The sequence below is a fragment of the Novosphingobium sp. PhB57 genome, assembly GCF_004342985.1.
GTDB lineage: Bacteria > Pseudomonadota > Alphaproteobacteria > Sphingomonadales > Sphingomonadaceae > Novosphingobium.
The window spans coordinates 470906-488495 of record NZ_SMBO01000005.1 but is presented as its reverse complement, the minus strand read 5'-3'; the positions used below and the strand labels follow the sequence as shown (position 1 = coordinate 488495).

General features: G+C 66.8%; 12 protein-coding genes. 5 read left to right on the top strand and 7 right to left on the bottom strand.

The genetic code is table 11. From position 1 onward, the window contains the following. Window positions 1–18: 18 nt before the first annotated feature. The 7 genes from EDF58_RS17395 to EDF58_RS17355 all read right to left on the bottom strand — a co-directional run bounded on the left by EDF58_RS17395 (window position 19) and on the right by EDF58_RS17355 (window position 10010). Window positions 19–255 carry a hypothetical protein gene (locus EDF58_RS17395; RefSeq protein WP_132267808.1) on the bottom strand — a complete coding sequence of 79 codons (237 nt, stop codon included), beginning with the start codon at window positions 253–255 and terminating at the stop codon, window positions 19–21. A gap of 40 nt (window positions 256–295) precedes the next feature. Then, window positions 296–1666 carry an EAL domain-containing protein gene (locus tag EDF58_RS17390; RefSeq protein ID WP_132267806.1) on the bottom strand — a complete coding sequence of 457 codons (1371 nt, stop codon included), beginning with the start codon at window positions 1664–1666 and terminating at the stop codon, window positions 296–298. A gap of 123 nt (window positions 1667–1789) precedes the next feature. Then, entirely contained in the window at window positions 1790–3295 is a 1506-nt protein-coding gene (locus EDF58_RS17385; RefSeq protein ID WP_132267804.1) for a hypothetical protein, read from the bottom strand. Window positions 3296–3993: 698 nt separating this feature from the next. Then, on the bottom strand, window positions 3994–5352 hold the full coding sequence (locus EDF58_RS26390) for a hypothetical protein (RefSeq protein ID WP_243654333.1): 1359 nt from the start codon (window positions 5350–5352) through the stop codon (window positions 3994–3996). Window positions 5353–6514: 1162 nt separating this feature from the next. Continuing rightward, entirely contained in the window at window positions 6515–7531 is a 1017-nt protein-coding gene (locus tag EDF58_RS17365) for a ParB/RepB/Spo0J family partition protein (protein ID WP_132267803.1), read from the bottom strand. 172 nt (window positions 7532–7703) lie between these two features. Beyond that, window positions 7704–8264 carry a 2OG-Fe(II) oxygenase gene (locus tag EDF58_RS17360; RefSeq protein ID WP_132267801.1) on the bottom strand — a complete coding sequence of 187 codons (561 nt, stop codon included), beginning with the start codon at window positions 8262–8264 and terminating at the stop codon, window positions 7704–7706. Window positions 8265–8360: 96 nt separating this feature from the next. Next, window positions 8361–10010 (bottom strand): ShlB/FhaC/HecB family hemolysin secretion/activation protein, encoded by a 1650-nt coding sequence (locus EDF58_RS17355; RefSeq protein ID WP_243654332.1) that lies wholly within the window; start codon window positions 10008–10010, stop codon window positions 8361–8363. A gap of 105 nt (window positions 10011–10115) precedes the next feature. On the opposite strand from EDF58_RS17355, the gene EDF58_RS17350 reads away from it, so the two are divergent. From EDF58_RS17350 to EDF58_RS17330, 5 genes are all read left to right on the top strand, one after another. Continuing rightward, complete coding sequence (locus EDF58_RS17350; protein WP_132267798.1) at window positions 10116–10376, top strand: hypothetical protein; 261 nt, start codon at window positions 10116–10118, stop codon at window positions 10374–10376. Window positions 10377–10767: 391 nt separating this feature from the next. After that, entirely contained in the window at window positions 10768–11922 is a 1155-nt protein-coding gene (locus tag EDF58_RS17345; RefSeq protein ID WP_132267796.1) for a diguanylate cyclase, read from the top strand. Between the two features lie 232 nt (window positions 11923–12154). After that, window positions 12155–13348 carry an AAA family ATPase gene (locus EDF58_RS17340; protein ID WP_132267795.1) on the top strand — a complete coding sequence of 398 codons (1194 nt, stop codon included), beginning with the start codon at window positions 12155–12157 and terminating at the stop codon, window positions 13346–13348. 106 nt (window positions 13349–13454) lie between these two features. After that, window positions 13455–14588, top strand: a complete 1134-nt coding sequence (locus EDF58_RS17335) for a ParB/RepB/Spo0J family partition protein (protein ID WP_132267793.1) — start codon at window positions 13455–13457, stop codon at window positions 14586–14588. Window positions 14589–14998: 410 nt separating this feature from the next. Further along, window positions 14999–16348 (top strand): replication initiator protein A, encoded by a 1350-nt coding sequence (locus tag EDF58_RS17330; RefSeq protein WP_132267791.1) that lies wholly within the window; start codon window positions 14999–15001, stop codon window positions 16346–16348. Window positions 16349–17590 lie beyond the last annotated feature (1242 nt).

Genomic DNA, 17590 nt, shown 5'->3' with positions numbered 1-17590 from the left:
CGGAATAGAGGGGCCGGGTCATGCGCAGCTGCGGATGCTGGAGTAGGCGGGACGGCCGCGCTGGATCGCCAGGGCCATGGCCTCGATCGGCGGGGCGCCGGCCGGCAGATCATCCAGCGTCTCCGCATGCGAACCGCCCAGCGCATCGAGCGCGCCGGCCACGAGAGCACCGCTCACGCGCGCTTCGCATTCGTCGAGCATGTCCAGCGCGATGCGCAGGAGTTCGCGGGCGTGCTGGACTTTGTCGTTCGTCATCTCGGCTTCCTTTCCAGTCTTTTCGTTGGATTATGGGTCATCAGAAAACGGGGCTCTGTGCCGCGAGCGGCCAGGACAGCGGCCTGAAACGGGCAGGTTCGGTCGCGACGGTTTCGAGGGCGGAAGGGGCGCTGGCCGTTCGTGCCCGCGGGATCCGGTCCTGAGCCGCCCGATCCGGCGCCGACCACACCCGCCGTGTGCCGACGCGGCCGAGCCGCGCACCGGCAATCCATTCCGCGCCCTCCTCCGCTGCCAGCCGGATCTGCGCCGGGGTTTCGGCCCCGGTGAGGATCACGGTGCGGCACAGCGTGCGCGCTTCCAGCGCCAGCCGGCCGACGCGCGCGCGGTTGCGCTCCGAAAGGAGGGCGGTGCGCAGAAAGGCGCTGTCCAGCTTGACCTGGTCGGGCCGCAGCACGGCAAGTTGCCGCACCGAAGCATGGCCCGAACCGAATCCGTAAAGACCGAGACCCACCCCCAGTTCGCGCAGGGTGTTGAGAAAAGTCAGCGTCCCCGGCCAGAACCGGCAGGCAGCGGACTCGGGGAATTCGAGCACGAGCCGCTCCGCCAGCTCGGGCCGGCGCTCCAGCCGCGCCAGAACGTCGGTCCAGGCCGCATCCGCGCCGCCAAGGTCGAAGGAGAGGCTCTGCGGCGAGATCGCGATGGACAAATGCGCGTGCGGATCAGCTTCGAGGGCGTCCAGCACCCGGAGCACCAGATTGCGATCCAGCAGGTGAGCCATGCCCAACCGCTCCAGCGCCGCATAGGCAGCGGTGCAGTCGAACTGCTCGCCCCGCTCCCCGGCATAGCGCAGCAGCGCCTCGTGCTGGAACAGGCGGTCCGGATGGCGCGGATCGAAGATCGGCCGCCACGCGAAGAAAGTTTCGCCCCGCGCGATCTGGCCGAGCAGCCGCTCCGCCCGCGCCATGTCGTCACGGTAGCGGGCGAGCATCTGGGCACTGGCCTCGTTCGCCAGGTGAAGGCTGGCCGTATGGCCGGGCGCGGCCAGTCGCTCCAGCCGGGCGCAGGCCGCGGCAAGCGCGGCCGAGAGGTCTTCGCCCAGGACGCCGGGCACCGGGTCGCTATGGCCGATCGAGACCGAGAGCAGGATGCGGCCCGCGCCATGGACCAGGGGGTCCAGGCAAAGCTGCATGCCAAGCGCCTCGATCTGGGCGCAGACGAAGTCCGGTTCGAGCATCGCCGCATGGGCCAGCAGGGTCATCCGGTCCCGCTCGGCCTTGTGGAAGCGGACGGGGTTGAGGTTCCGCTCGATCGCGCCGGCCAGGTGCGCCATCGCGGCGCGGAGTCCGTCCTCGCCGTGGATCGCGGCAATGGCCTCGGCATTGTCGAGACGTGCGACAAGCAGGGTGTTGCAGCAGCGGTTGGGCGGGCTGATCCTGGCGAGGTCGATCATCGGTCGGGTCCAAGAGCTTCGAGAGGGAAAGGCGGCCGGGGGAAAAGGACCGCCGGGAGGGGGAGAGCGGTTGGGCCCAGCCGGCGCGGGTGGGGGAGATCCCGCGCCGGGGGCCGGATCGGGTCAGCTACCCGACGCGCCGCCAAGCAGGCCGCCGAGCAGCGCGCCGCCTGCCGATGCCCCACCGGAAGCGCTGCCCGAGGCGCCCCCCGTGAGGCCGCCACCAAGGCCGCCGGTCAGCCCGCCGACCAGCGAGGACACCGCGCCCGTCACCGGCGCCAGCACCGAACCTGCCGCGCCGCTGCCCGTCGATCCCGGCGCCAGACCGCCGACGATGCCTTCGACAAGACCGGTCACCGGCGCCAGCGGCGAACCGCTCCCGCCTGCTCCGGCATTGCCGAGACTGCCGACCACGCCTTCAACAAGGCCCGTGACCGGCGCCAGCACCGATCCGGCGCCCGTGCCGGCGCCAAGGCCGCCCGTCACTTGCCCCAGCGTACCGCCCAGCGCGCCGTTCACCGTATCGAGGACCGGCGCGGTCACGGTGGCGACCGTGGCCGTAACCGGCGCGACGACCGGCGAGACACCGCCCGTCACCTGGTCCACCAGTCCGCCGACCTGCTCGCCCAGCAGGGCGCCGGCCAGGTTGCCGACCGGCGCCAGCCCGGCGGCCACGCCCTCGGTCGTCGTCGGCAGCGCCACGTCGACCACCTTGCCGTCGGAGAGCACATTGGCCGTCACCAGCTGGCCGGTGGTCAGGCCGGGATTTTCGGCCAGGACGTTCAGGCCCACCAGGGTATCGCCGTTGCTCGGCCCGGTGACGGGATTGTTGCCGAGGTCGACGCCGAGCAGCGGGCCGTCGAATGTCCGTGCCGGGCCGGAGCCATCGGCCCCCCCTGCACCGGCCAGGCTGCCGGTAACGCCGTCGACCAGCCCGCCGAGCTGCCCGGTGACGGGCGCCAGCACGCCGTTCTCACCGGCGATCGGCGCGAGCACGCCATTGACCGTGTCGAGTAGCGGGGAAGTGACGCTGCTCACCGCCGAAGTGACCGTGGCCACCGTTGGCGCGAGACCGTCGGTCACTTGCGTCACCGTACCGCCCACCTGGTCGCCCAGCAGGGCGCCGGCCAGCGTGCCCACCGGGGCGAGCGCCTGCTTGGTATCGTCCGCGGTGGTGGGAAGCGTGACCTGCACCACTTTGCCGTCGCCGGTGAGGACATCGACGGTCACGCCGCTCGTGTCGGTGGTCGCCTTGTCCGGATTCACGTTCACATTGACCAAGGTGCCCGATCCGCTCTGGCCTAGCAGATCGGTGCCGCCCACCGAGACACCGGCGGCCGGGCCGGTGAAGCTGGTGGTCGAGCCGCTGGGATCGGTCGGACCCGTGGGGCCGGTCGGGCCGGTGGGACCGCTGGGGTCGGTCGGACCCGTCGGGCCCGTCGGGCCGGAGGGGGTGCTCGGGCCGGAAGGCGTGCTGGGACCGCTGGGCGTGCTGGGGCTGGTCGGCCCGGAAGGGGTGCCGGCCTGGAAGTCCATTCCGCTCGTGCAGGCCGCTACCAGCAGCAGCGGGATCGTGGCCGTGCCCAGGAGGGCGTGTCGCTTGAACGAGGGGTAATGACGGGTCGGCATGGGTCTTCTCCAACGTGATCTCAGCCGCGATCGGCCTGTTGAAGAGATGATAGGTCGGCCCCGCCGAAGCACCGCGCCCAGAAGCAGCCGCCTCGGACCTGACCGCATCCGGGCGGGCCGGGAGAACGGAAAGTCGTTCGGGAACAAGCCGGAAAATTCGCGGAAGAGGTCTGCGCAAACACGCAAAGCACCGGAAATTCGCGCAAACCGAGGGAAAATCGGCGGCTTTGGAAGGGAGAGGGAGGAAACCGGGCCGCGGAAGTTGCCCTATGGTTAAGCACTCAGTCCGGTTCATTTTCGTTACGTTTCGATAGCCCCCGATAGGCCTGATCACGGTTTGCAGCGGCGGCCGTAACGGGGATCGAGCGACGGCTTGGGCGGCGGCTTGGGCGGCGGCTTGGGCGGCGGCTTGGGCGGCGGCTTGGGCGGCGGCTTGGGCGGCGGCTTGGGCGGCGGCTTGGGCGGCGGCTTGGGCGGCGGCTTGGGCGGCGGCTTGGGCGGCGGCTTGGGCGGCGGCTTGGGCGGCGGCTTGGGCGGCGGCTTGGGCGGCGGCTTGGGCGGCGGCTTGGGCGGCCAGAATCGAAGAGGCAGCCCCGTCGCCGGGACTGCCTCTTCTCCCCCACCCCCCTTCGGTCAGAAGGCGGGGGTCGTTCGCGTGCCCGGCCATGGGGTTGTGGGGCGCCGGGCACGCATGACGATCAGTTCGTGCGGCCGCCAAGCCCCCCGAGCAGCGAGCCTACGAGACCGGTGACCGGTGCGAGTGCGGAGCCCAGACCATTGGACGCCCCGGTCCCGGCTCCGGTGCCGGCACCCGTTGCCGCACCGGTGACACCGCCCACCAGCGCGTTGACCGCGCCTGTCACCGGAGCGAGCGGCGCCGTGCTTTCGGCCGCGCCGCCGGTCAGGCCGCCGACCACGCCTTGCACCACGCCGGTGACGGCGCCTGTTACCGGGGCCAGGGCGCCGCCCTGGTTCGTGCCGCTCAGCAAGGTGTCGACCGCGCCTGTCACGGGCGCGAGGGCGGCGCCTGCCCCCGTTCCGCTGCCCGTCAAGCCGCCGACGACGCCTTCGACAAGTCCGGTGACCGGCGCCAAAACGCCCCCGGCTCCGCCCGTCGCGCCGCCCGCCAGGCCGCCGACCAGCGAGTCGACCGCGCCGGTGACAGGGGCCAGCACCGCTGCCGCGCCGCCGTCACCCGATCCCAATCCTCCGGTCACGCCTCCCGTCACACCGCCGACAACGCCGCCAAGTGCGCTGTTGACGGTGCCCAGCAGAGGCGATGTCACGCTGTCCACGACGGCCGTCACCGGCGCCACCACTGGCGCAAGGCCGCTGGTCAACTGGTCGACCGCGCCGCCGGCCTGCTCGCCCAGCAGAGCACCGGCCAGGTTGCCGACAGGTGCAAGTCCGGCAGCGACGCCTTCCGCCGTAGTCGGCAGGCCCAGTTCCGCGATATTGCCATTGGACAGCACACTGGCCGTCACGAGCTGCCCCGTGGTCTGGCCCGCCCCTTCGGCGAGGACATTGAGGCCCACCAGAGTATCGCCGGTGCTCGCCCCGGTCAGGGCCGTGTTGCCCAGGTCGACACCCAGCAGCGGACCGTCATATGTCCGTGCCGGGCCGCCCGCACCGCCCAGCGAGCCGGTCAGTCCCTCGACGAGACCGCCGACCTGGCCGGTGACAGGGGCCAGCAATCCGGTCTCACCCAGCACGGGCGAGAGCACGCCGTTCACGGTATCGAGCAGCGGCGAGGCGACGCCGTCCACCGTGGAGGTCAGCGTGGCCACCGTCGGCGCCAGTCCGTTGGTGAGCTGCGTCACCGTGGTTCCGGCCTGATCGCCAAGCAGGGCCCCGGCCAACGCACCGACCGGCGCGAGCGCCTGCTGGGTCTGCGCCGCGGTGGTCGGCAGCGTTACCTGCACGGCCTTGCCGTCTCCAGTGAGCAAGTCGACGGCCAGGCCGGTGCTGCTGGTGGAGGCGGTATCCGGCGCGACATTGACGTCGATCAGCGTGCTCGAACCGCTCTGGCCGAGCAGGCTGCCACCGCCGACGTTCACGCCCGCAATCGGTCCGGTGAAGCTGGTGCTGCCGCTGGGATCCGTGGGCCCGGTCGGGCTCGTGGGTCCGGTGGGACCAGTCGGGCCGGTCGGTCCTGTCGGGCCTGCGGGGCCTGCGGGGCCGGTAGGACCAGTTGGACCGGTCGGACCGGCCGGCCCGGTAGGGCCTGCTGGACCAGTCGGGCTGGTTGGGCCGGTGGGGCCAGTTGGTCCAGTCGGACCGCTTGGGCCGTCGGGACCGGTGGGGCCAGCGGGACCGCTGGGGTCGGTTGGCCCGGTGGGTCCTGTGGGACCGGTCGGACCGGCCGGACCCGTCGGGCCGCTCGGATCAGTCGGACCGGTAGGGCCGCTCGGATTGGTAGGGCCTGTGGGGCCACTGGGATCGGAAGGGCCACTGGGATCGGAAGGGCCACTGGGATCGGAAGGGCCGCTGGGGCCGGATGGGCCAGTCGGGCCGGTGGGGCTGGTCGGGCCTGTGGGTCCGGTTGGACCGCTTGGGCCCGAGGGCGAGCCGCCACCGGCGCCGACGCGGAAGCCGACGCCATCGGCACAGGCGCCCAGGAGAAGAAGCGGGATAGCCGTCGCACAAAGCAGAAGGTGCCTGGCGGATCGGCGCGATTGTTGACGCGGCATCGTGTTAACCTCCATGAAAATGCCCACTGCGTCGGAGCCTAGGCACAGTTCGGAGGCGCTTCGCGGCCAGATGGAACCGGCCTGAAACTGCCGATCCCGGACTTGCGACAGTCCCGCATCGGGAATGAGCAAAGGTGCTATCGCGCACGGAAAATCGGGCCATTGCGGGGCTGGTGCCACGCAAAGACCACGCTCATCGTCGGATCGGAGGGGAAGGAAGCACGCAAGGCGCGCAAGTCGGCCAAACCGCCTGCCGAGCGGTTAGAACCGAAAAGACTATTGTTTGGAACAGGCTGCCGAAGACGGCGCCCGTCATGGCTGGAGAAAATCTGTCAGCCACGAATTCAACCGCCGCCACCTTCGAAGCCCCGCCGGTTAGCCGGCGAATCGGCTCAGCCAAAGACTGAAAGATTGGGAGAAATCCCGCCCGGCCAGAGGGGTGACGAAATACCTGGTCTCCCCCCGTCAGCGCCGACGAGTTGCCCTTCACCGCCGCGAACGGCCACGGAAGCCGCTATGGCCGGCTCGGTCAGGCGGCCGGCTCTGGCTCTACCGAGAGAAGGCGGCGGCTGTCGATCAGGGCGTCCCGCAAGGTAACGAGCAAGGCGTCGATGTCGGTTTCTTCGGAAACGAGCAGGTCCACGGCCAGCCCTTCCCTTCCGGCCCGGATGCGGCCCACGCGTGCATCGCCGAGAACCAGGGGCCGATCATTGCCGCGCCGGATGTCGCCTTCCTTGGCGGCGTCCTTCAGACGGGCAAGAACGGTGGCGGCCGGGATCATTCGCTCTCCCCCGGCGGCGAGGCGTTGCTGCTCTTCCCCGATCAGGCGTGCGCTGACCAGCAGGCGTTCCCGCTGTTCGGCACGGCGCAGCAGCGGCGTCAGCACTTCGGAGTGGCGCACCCGCAGTTCGTCACGCGTGGCGAAGGCATTGACGACTTCGTCCGGCATCTGCGCGAGGGACAGCAGGCGGCTCAACTGGCTGTTCGACAGGTTCAGCGCTTCGGCCATGCGCGATTGCACCCCGCCGTAGAACCTGTCGACCGCATTCTGATAGCTGCGGGCGCGGTCCAGCTCGGTGATGTCTTCCCGCTCGCGATTTTCGATATCCGCGAGGCGAAATGCTTCTTCGTCAGTGAGATCGACGATGAGCGCTGTCAGCCGAATCTCCGGCCGGCCATTGTGATTCAGCCAGTCCACCGAGAAGCGACGGCGGCTGCCGACCAGCAACTGATAGGGATGATCGGCGCCGGGTGCATTGTGGCGAACGAGCACGGGAATGCGATTTCCGTCTTCCTGCGCGATCGATTCGATCAGCGAGCGGCAGCTTTCCGCCGAGAGGCCGGGCACATCGCGCGGGTTGCCATCCCAGACGCTGCAATCGGAAGGGCGAATGGAAATCGCCGTGCGGGCCCTGCCGCTGCCCTGCGCAAATCCGGCAAGGCGCTGATCGAGCCGCGACAGCGCTTCACCGTCCACGCCCGCCGCTTCGGCCGGATGAGGTTCGTAGGACAAGGTCGTCAAAATGTCCCGTACAAACCCGCCCATGTCACTCTCCACAACCTCTGACCAAGCCCTTTTCATATCCGCGCTTTTCGCAAAGCGGGTGTTAAACAATGTTCGTATCGGCGGAGTTATGGCACCACTTCGGTGCGGTTACGGTCCCCTGCGCGGCTGCAGGCACTCTCGACGCCCGCCCCGTTGCCTTCGCCGCCCCGGATCAACGCCAGTTGGGGCCTTCGACCCAAGTGACAAGGCTGCGCCGTGTCCCTTCGATGACGGGCAATACGCGGTGCTGAAGGAAGGACGGAAAGATCAGCAGACTGCCACGCGGCGCGAATTGCTCGGCCGGGTTGGCGATCCCGAAGAACTCGAACGCACCGCCGTTGTAGTCGCTGGCGTTGGATAGCTGGACGACGACAGACAGCTTGCGCGCAAAGGGGCGGGTGGATTCGAGCCACACGTCCTGATGCCAATCGTAATGCCCTTTGTTCGTGGCGCGGTATTCCGTGAACTGAAGTTCGTAAGGCGCTTCGATCTCCACGCCGAAGTTCGTGCGGTTGGAGGGGCGGACGAAATCCATGACACGCGAAACAATGTCCTTCTCGCGCCCGGCGTCCAACCAGCGGACTGTCGAAGTGCGATGCCCAAGATCACTGCGCAAGTTGCCGGAGAACCCGATCGTTGCGTCCTGTTCCGCATATCCCTCGGCACGCTTGATGATGGCGTCGCACTCGGCATCGGTGAACGCACTGGTCCAGACTTCCCAAACATTCTTCATCGTCCGCCCCATTCCTTCGACGCGTGAATTTCATGATCCAGTGAAACGGCTCGCACGGAAAGCGCCGGGCGTTTTGCGTACACGCAAAAGCGCAAATCAGACCGTCCGATTGACGCTGAAGAAGAACCGCGCCTTTTTACTGTAGAACTCTGATGGAGACTTGACAGGTACTGCAATTTGTGCAGTCGCAGTCCAGCCCTTGACCGGCGTTACCCGTACCCCGGCACCTGCGGTCGCCAGCGAAAAGTCCTGAGCCGCCAGTCGGTAGGCTGGTCGCTCGTAGCTGTGCGCCAGCGCTCCATCGGTATAGGCAAAGACGGTCAGGCCGCGCGTGGCACCCGCTGGCTTGCCCGCGACGCGCCAGGACAGTTCCAGACTGCCTGCGGCTGCCTTGTCCGAGGTGATGATGCCGATGCGGTAAGCCATGCCCGCGCCCTCGCCGCCCAAGGGGAAGCGCTCGGTGGTCGGCAACCGGTCGCCGCTATATTGGCCGCGCAGCGTGGCCTTGACGGAGACGGCCTTGGTCAATTCCTTGATCGCCGTGAGCTGCACATTGGCCTTGCGGAACGAGGCATCGGAATAGCCCTCGATCGGCCGCGCGCCCAAGGCGTCCAGGCCCTGGCTCAGACTGGTGGAGATGGCATAGCCGCCGGTCTTGTCGATCGACGACCATACCGTGCCGAGCCGCAAAGCCCGCGTCTTGAAACCGCCGAACGCCGTATCGAGGAAGTAATTGGTGCTGTTCGTCCCGTCGAGCGAAAGGCTCAGGGAGAGATTGCGGCGATAGGAGCGGATCAGCGGGTGCGAGATGGCGATGCCGCCCTGCTTCGCTTCGCCGATGATGTTCAGGTCGCGCGTCTTGGTGCGGACATAGGCGTCGCTGACGCCCAGAGTGGTGCCGTTGGAGCCGATCGGCGTGGCGTGGCTCAGCGAGTAGAACTGGTAGCGATCCGGGTTGAACGGCAGGTTCCCCGAGAAGCGCGTGGTATCGCCTTCGCGCAGCACGCCGTTCACCGCGACCGAAAGCTGGGTCTGCACGCCCGTGGTGACATTGACGATGCCGTTGTTGTTGACGTTCAGCGTGACGTCCACTTGCTTGCGGTCCACCTTGAGGTCGAGCGCCAGCTCGCCGGGGGTCGGCGTCTGCTTCAGGCTGGCCTGCACGGTCTGGCCGGGAATGTCGCGCAGTAGGGAAATGGTGCGCTCGATGGTGGACTTGTGAGTCGGCGTCTCGCGCAGGAGGCGCTTCACTTGCGCGTCGATCAGGCGCGTCGGGGTGCTGCGCGTCTTGCCGTCCAGCGTGTAGCGGGTGATGCGCCCTTCCAGCACGCGGACCGTGAGCACGCCGCCGGTGGGCACTTGCTGCGGGATCGACACGGCGAAGAAGGCGATGTCGCTCTGCCCATAAGTAGTGCTGATGGCGTTGGCGATCTTCTGCAGGTTGTCCCGGTTCAACGGGGCGCCGATGAAAGCGGCGACGGCCTTGTCGAGCAGCGGCTTGGGCAGAGTGGAGCCTTCGTATCGCAGGCCGGTCAGCGCGACGCCGGCTCCGCCCGAAGGTGCCGCTGGCGTGGCGACCACGGGGGTTTGCGCCTGGGGCACTTGCGCCGGTGCCGGCACCCGCGGCACGTCGGGATCCTGCCGGTCCACACGGTCGCGGTCGATGATCGGGGCCTGCGGAGAGGGCGCGGCGATCTGCGCCTGCGCGGCCTGGAACGGCATCGACGGAAGCAAGAGGCCCGCCATCAGCAGGCCCAGCTTTCGCGCCAGCCTCCGGGACCGGCCTGGGGGTGAGGGAATTGCCGAAGCCGTCATGGTTCGTGATCGCCTGATGGTGTTTGCGGGGGTGAAGTGTCGGAAGAGCTTTCCCCGCAAGATGAAGAACATGGACTCGCCCGGCATCCCGAACTGGAGCCGGAGCGGCTGCTTCGAGGCGGTTATGCGGGTTTGTCGGCCGACGGTCGGGGCAGCCCCGTCGCCGAGGCTACGCAAAGCCGGCTTCAGGGCGCGGAAAACGGCAGGGCCGGCAGGAAATCGGTAACCATATCCGGATTTCCGCCGGGATTGGTCGTGGCGATGACGATCACCGGGATGAGTTCATTAACATCCTGATTTATAGCTATTATCTAAGATTATGAGGGCCGAAGAGAGCCCTAAAAACGACCTTGGACAGGTTACGCAAATCGCCGCCAGGTCGGCTCCAACCGCCTGTCGGCCGGGGAAAGGCCCGCAAGGCGCCGGAAAGCGGATATAGGTCGTTTCGGCTACAAATTAGCCCTTGGACGCAGGCGTTGCCCTGCCCGTTCGGCGCCGATCACCGCTCCTGCGGACATGCAAAGCCCATCGCCGCCCAGGAAATGATAAGCGATCCGTTCATCCCGCGGCGCTATAAGTATAGCAGCCAGTCGCCTCGCCGTCGGCGCTCCCCGGGCAACTACCGAGGGGCTCGACGATTTCAACGAGGTGAAGAGAGAATATCCGCAAAGCGGATTGGGAGAGAGCCATGACCCCGTCACCGGGCGAAACGTCATCCGCGGAGACGGTGCCTGTCGAAAGCCTGGCGGAGCGGGCCTATGTCGAACTCGTGCGCAGTCTCTACGAGACGATCGCGCAGGCGCTCTACATGCTCGTGATCTTTCTCGTCTGTTTCGTTCTCGTCTACCATTCCAGCGAGGACCGCGCGGTTCTGCTGGTCGGCTCGGCCGCGCTGCTCACCTGGATCGCCCGCATCGAGGTGGCCCGGCGCTTCCGGCAACGCGCCTTGACCGGGGTGATCGCCAAGGCCGAGGCGCGGCGGCTCGAAGTGGCTTTTGCCGTTCCCTATGTCGGCTTCGCGATCCTGCTGGGGACTTTCGGCGCGCGGGTCTTCGCCCTGCCGGACCCGCAGGCACACATGCTGGTGATCTGCACCGTCATGGGCTTCTGCGCGGGCGTGGTCACGGGCGTCGGGCGAAGGCCGGCCATCGCCAATCTCTCGATGCTGGCGGCGGCGGGACCGATCGTCGTCACGGCGGCCCTGCACGGCACACCTTTATATATAGGGACGGCCCTGATCACCGCGGCCTATCTGGTCGGCGGGATGCAGGCGCTGAAAATGCGCTTCGAGATCGTCAAGGCGGAGATCGGCAAGCGCCTGCTCTCGGTCTCGCTGGCCCGCAGCGACAGCCTGACCGCCCTGCCCAATCGCCTCGCCTTGCGCGAATACTTCGACGAGAACACGCGCCTCATCTCGTCTTCCGGGCTGATCGCGGTGCATTATCTGGACCTCAACGGCTTCAAGCCGGTGAACGACGATTACGGCCACAGCATCGGCGACATGTTGCTCGCCCTCGTGGCGGACCGGCTGCGCGGGGCGATCCGCAGCGGAGATATCGTCGCCCGCCTGGGCGGAGACGAATTCGCCGTGCTCCAATATGGCCTTCATCGCGGCGAGGAAGCGGAGTTCCTGGCGCAAAGGCTGGTGGCGGCGATCGCCCAGCCCTTCCTGGTGGGCGATCTGACGCTGGCGATCACCGCGTCCATCGGCACTGTCGTGACCAGCAACGGCAGGGAGGATCTGACCGTCTTGCTCGACGAGGCGGACGCCCGGCTCTACCTCGCCAAGCGGGGGCGCTTGGAAAGAGTCGCAGGCAAGACCATCAATGGCGCGGACTGGTAGCGGCGTGCGAATCACCTTGTGACACCGCGCGGTACGTGACTGCGGCCGGCAATTGAATCCTTCCGCCGCTTCGTGGTTTATTGCCGAGACCTTTGCCTCATGGCCGCACTGATCGGACGCAACGCCCCAGAAACCCACAGATAGTCATGCTTTCCCGGATTTTTGCGCTCGACTGAACATCGCCCCAGGCATATACCTGCAAACTCGTTCAAAAGTATTTTGCAGGCGGGACATGCATTCACAAGTCGACCGTATCTCGGAAATGGCGCAAGCCGGAGAGAAGATGATCGAACGGCTGCGGCGCAAGGCCTTCTTGCCCGAAAGCCGCAAGGGCCTCAACGTTCGTTTCGGCATTGCCGAGGCCGCGACACTGCTCGGCTGCTCCACCAACCGGATTCGCATGGCCGAGGACGACGGGCGCCTGCCGCCGCCGCCCGCCGCCGGCAACGGTCGCCGCTTGGGCTATACGGTGGAGGAAATGCTCCACATGCGTGAAGTTCTGGGCGCCTCCCCTGCCCGCGCGCCGCTCGATGTTCCGGCGATGATCGCTGTGCAGAACTTCAAGGGCGGCGTCGGCAAGTCAACGGTCACAACGCACCTTGCGCACTATTTCGCGGTGCAGGGCTACCGTGTGCTCGTCGTCGATTGCGACAGCCAGGCCACCACGACCACGCTGTTCGGCTTCAACCCGCACTTCAACATCACGCGGGAAGAGACGCTCTACCCCTACCTCTCGATCGACCCCACTCAGGCCGACCTGCTCTACGCGGTCAAGCGGACGCCTTGGCCCAATGTCGACCTGATCCCTTCGAACCTCGAACTCTTCGACGTCGAATATGAACTCGCCGCGGCGGGTGCGGATGGTCAGTCGGTGTTGGCCGCACGCTTCCGCAAGCTGAAGCAGGGCCTGATGGATCTGGCGCGCGAATATGACGTGGTGATCCTCGATCCGCCGCCGGCGCTGGGCACGATCTCGCTCGCGGTGATGCAGGCCGCCAATGCGCTGCTCGTGCCGCTGGCCGCCACCACGCCCGACTTCTGTTCGACGGTGCAGTTCCTCTCGATGATGGACCAGGTGCTCGAACAGCTGGTGGGCGCGGGCATCTCGGTGGACTATTCCTTCGTCCGCCTGATCTGCTCGAAGTTCGACGGCAACGATCCCAGCCACGAGATGGTCCGCTCCATCATGGAGCAGACGTTCGGCCCGGCCCTGCTGCCGGTGCCGATCCTGGAAAGTGCCGAGATCAGCCATGCCGCCTTGCGCATGATGACCGTCTACGAGCTGGAAAAGGCCATCGGCACACCGCGGACGCACAAGCGCTGCAAGGCCAATCTCGACGAGGCCCTGGGCCAGATCGAACAACTGGTACGCACCGGATGGGGCCGCTCGCAGCGGGTGGACGAGGACTTGCTGGTCAATGGCTAAGCTCCTCGCAACGGACGAAAAAACGTTTTCCTACAAGGATTTTGTTCGTCATATGTTCCGGCGCGATTCTCGCCCTTCTTCTCGCCAGCTATCTTTGAGGTAAGCCATGGCCCGCAAGCAATCCGACTATCTCGCCGCCCTGCTTTCCGACGACGACCTGAACCTGGATGACGACATGGCGCCCGCCGCCAATGTCGCGGCCGAGGACGGCTCGTTCCCTGCGCAATCGGCCTTGTCCGCATCCGGGCAGGTATCCGGGCACACAGGCGGCCTGGAAGGCAGGCCCCGCACCGAAAGGACGCGCGGCACCACTCTGCTGGGGCGCGAGAGCGCCCTCGCCCGTGTCGCCACCGGCGAAGTGCGGCAGGTCACCCAGCTGCTGCTCGATCCGGCACGCGTGCGGATCTGGCCGGGCAATGCCCGTTCCTATGCCCACCTCTCGGAAGAGTCCTGCCAGGAACTGATCGATTCGATCATCGCCGAAGGGGGACAGAAAGTCCCTGCCGTCGTGCGCCGGGTCGAAGGCGATGCCGATCACGACTACGAAGTGATCGCCGGCACCCGCCGCCACTGGTCGATCTCCTGGCTGCGCGGCCATTCCTATCCGGACATGCAGTTCGTGGCGCAAGTCGCCCAACTGGATGACGAAGCCGCTTTCCGCCTGGCCGACCTCGAAAACCGCGCACGCAAGGACGTTTCGGATCTCGAACGGGCCCGCAATTACGCCCAGGCCCTGCGCGACCACTACGGCAACCACATGACCCGCATGGCCGAACGGCTGAAGCTCTCCAAGGGCTGGCTGTCGAAGATGCTCAAGGTCGCCGCCATTCCCGACGCGGTGCTCTCGGCTTTCGCTTCGCCGGCCGACGTGCAGCTCAAGCCCGCCTATCCGCTGGCCCAGTTGCTCGACGATAAGGACAAGGCCGCCGCCGTGCGCAAGGAAGCGGCGCGCCTCGCGCGTGAGCAGGCCGGTCGCCGCGCCGATGGACGCCCTACCCTTCCCGCCGCGGACGTTCTCAAGGCCCTGCTCTCGGCGCCCGACGCCGAGCGGGTGAAGCCGGATCCGATGGTCATCGTATCGCGCCATGGCCGTACGATGGCCTCGGTGCAGACCAGCAACCGCCAGGGCGTGACGCTCCGCCTCCACGCGGGTTCGGGCGCAAGCCGCGACGAAGTGGTCAATGCCGTGCGCAACCTGCTCATCCAGCTCGATGGCGAGGGACGCGGGCTGCAGACATGACACCGGGAGGGAAGAAGGCGGCCTGGCTTTTCGAGAACGTCGAAACGCCCCCCTCTTCCCTCCATTGCCGGAAGACGGATCGAAAAGCAGGGGCGCCACCCCTGCTTTTTTCATGTCTGCACCCGCTGCGCTTTCGGTGTTTCCCCGGGGAAACACCCCCTGCCCCCGCCCCCGGCTCGCAGCCGAGGAGCCATCGCCGATCCGGACTCGCTCACAGGCCGCCGCACAGGCGCCCGAAACCACGCACAAGTTCTGCACAAGCAAGCGTTCCGGCCATTTGCCCAGCCCCCCGCGCGCCGCCATTATGCCGGGAATCACCCGAATCCGCCGATTCTTGTTTCCCCGGGGAAACAGGGAAACGCCGTGTCCGGGTCAACCTGTGTCCACCGTCCTGACTTCGGAATGAGATAATGAGTCGCCCACGCAAAGAGACGGCCTCTGAACAGTTCGACCTGTTCCTTCCGTATATCGCGGACCTGCCGATGCGCGACCAGCGCGAGATGATGGAGCGTCCCTTCTTCAGCCTCGCCAAGTCCAAGCGCGTCAAGCCGATCGATTACACCAGCCCCGACAGCAAGCTCTGGGTCCACGTCTCGGCCAACCCGGACTACGGCATGGCCACGATCTGGGATGCCGACATCCTGATCTACTGCGCCAGCATGCTCGCTGACATGGCGCGCCGCGGCGTCAACGATGTGCCGCGCAAGCTGCACCTCATGCCTTATGACCTGCTGCGTGCCATTGGCCGGCCGACCACGGGCCGCGCCTACGAACTGCTCAGCCAGGCACTCGATCGGCTCGTGGCTACGACGATCAAGACCAACATCCGTGCCGAGAACCGCCGCGAGGCGACCTTCTCCTGGCTCGATGGCTGGACCCAGCTTGTGGACGAGCGCACCGAACGCTCGCGCGGCATGACCATCGAACTGTCGAACTGGTTCTGGGAAGGCGTGATGATGAAGGGCGGCGTGCTCTCCATCGATCGGGCCTATTTCGACATCACCGGCGGCCGCGAACGCTGGCTCTACAAAGTCGCACGCAAGCACGCCGGCGGCGCGGGCGAGGGCGGCTTTGCGATTTCCATGCCGGTGCTCTTCGAGAAGTCCGGCGCGGAAGGGCAATACCGCCGCTTCAAGTTCGAGATGCTGAAGCTGGTCGAGAAAGACGACCTCCCCGGCTACGCGCTGTCGCTGGAAACCGCGCGCGACGGTGAGCCGATGATCCGCATGCGCCGCGTCGACGGCAAGGGCGGCGCGGAAAAAGGATTGCCTGCCAGTCCCGCCGCGAACGAGGACGAAATGGAACAGGCCATCGATCGCGCCTTCGCCACCCCCCGCGCGCCCCTGCCCACCGACGCGGCCACGCCTCCCAAGGCCCCTGCCCGTCCCCGCAAGGTCTCCGCGACAGCTGCCGCCCGCACCGCCGTTTCCCCGGGGAAACCGGCCGCATCCCCTGCCGTCTCGGCAACGTCTCCGGCCGCCCGCCCGGGCGCGCCGAATGAACCCGTGGTCGACGCCAGCCAGCTCATCCGCCGCACCGTCATCGGCCTGTCGGAAGCCGCAACGCGCGGTTTCATGACCGACGAGACCATCGACCACTTGCGCCGCACGTGCCCGGGCTGGGACCTCCACGCCCTGCATGCGGAGTTCGAACGCTGGATCGCCGCCTCTCCCGACCGCACCCCCGCCGACTGGCAGCGCGCCTTCGTGGGCTGGGTCAAGCGCCACCACGAAAAGCACGGTCGCAACTTGCGGGGCTGACCGCTCCCCGATCCTGCCGCAGACCTCAGAACGAAGGCCCCGAAGCGACAACCGCTTCGGGGCCTTTCTCTTTGCCCATTCCGGCACCAGCTCTGGCCCAGCATCGCTGCGCGCTCCCCGTCTCTGCGTCCCGGACACGCCCTATTCGGCAAGACGCGGATGTGGCGGCAGGCGCCCCTCCTTCATTTCGACGCCAACCGCGATTGCTCTCAAGTTGAGGGAAGGCGATGAAGCGGCCCGAGGACCTCTCGCGGTGGGGAAAGGAAACTCCAGATTCCCAGTCGCACATAGGCCCGTTTGCGCAGGTGATCCTGACGACCGCAAGCGCCCGTTCTTAACGCGTCCCCTCTTCTCGCGTCTGTCTCTGGTCGTTCGCCGGTCGGGCCGTTCCCGAAGTGTCGCGTCTGGAGGTGAAGCGAAGCGGCAACGCGACGAAGGCTGGCGCGAGAGCGGCGCGATTGAACCTTTCCACACCGACCCCTTTGGAAAGTGATTCAAATATCCGACGGAAATTCAGGCCTTCGACACACCGGGAACGCCTAAACCGCATGTTTCGACCCTTCGGGAACAGCACGTCGACCTTTCAGGAACACGCGTTCGACCTTTCGGGAACAGGTCCTACGACACTTCGGGAACGAAGCAACGACACTTCGGGAATGGCCCGAAAATGCGAATCGCGGGACTCGCGGCGCTGCAGCGCAGATCCCGGCGGTCTAACTTCTTCTAACAGAATCCCTCTAAACACCTTTCTAACCGCTCCGCACGAAGTTTGCCTTTTGGGAGAAATGGGGGAGGGGGCTGCGCCGGGTTGAAAAGGGGTGCCAAGAGTGCGGGCCTTTCCCTCCGCTGCCTCGCGTCCAAAGCCACTCCGGATGAATCCGCAAGGCAGCCGCGTTCGCTGGCCGCGGAAACCCCAGTTGAATCAATTTCCGAACCTTGAGGCGCATATTGATTCAAACCGCAGCACCCGAGGTCCGGTCTCACGTCTGGCATGTCAAATTTTTGCCCTGAGAAGCCCGTAGAGCGCTTTCAGGTCCCTGGTGGGCCCTTACCCTGCCCCGGGCCTGTTTCAGCGCTCTACGAAGGCCGCTCTCAGGGCGCTGGAAAACCGCGATTTTCCGCGAAAATTCGTGCGAAGGCCGTTGAAATCGGTCCGGAGGGCTGTTTTTCGCCCCGGTCCTCCAGAATTCGGCCCAGGTCAGGTGAACCTGCAACCCCGCCGGCAAACTCGTCACCCTCGCG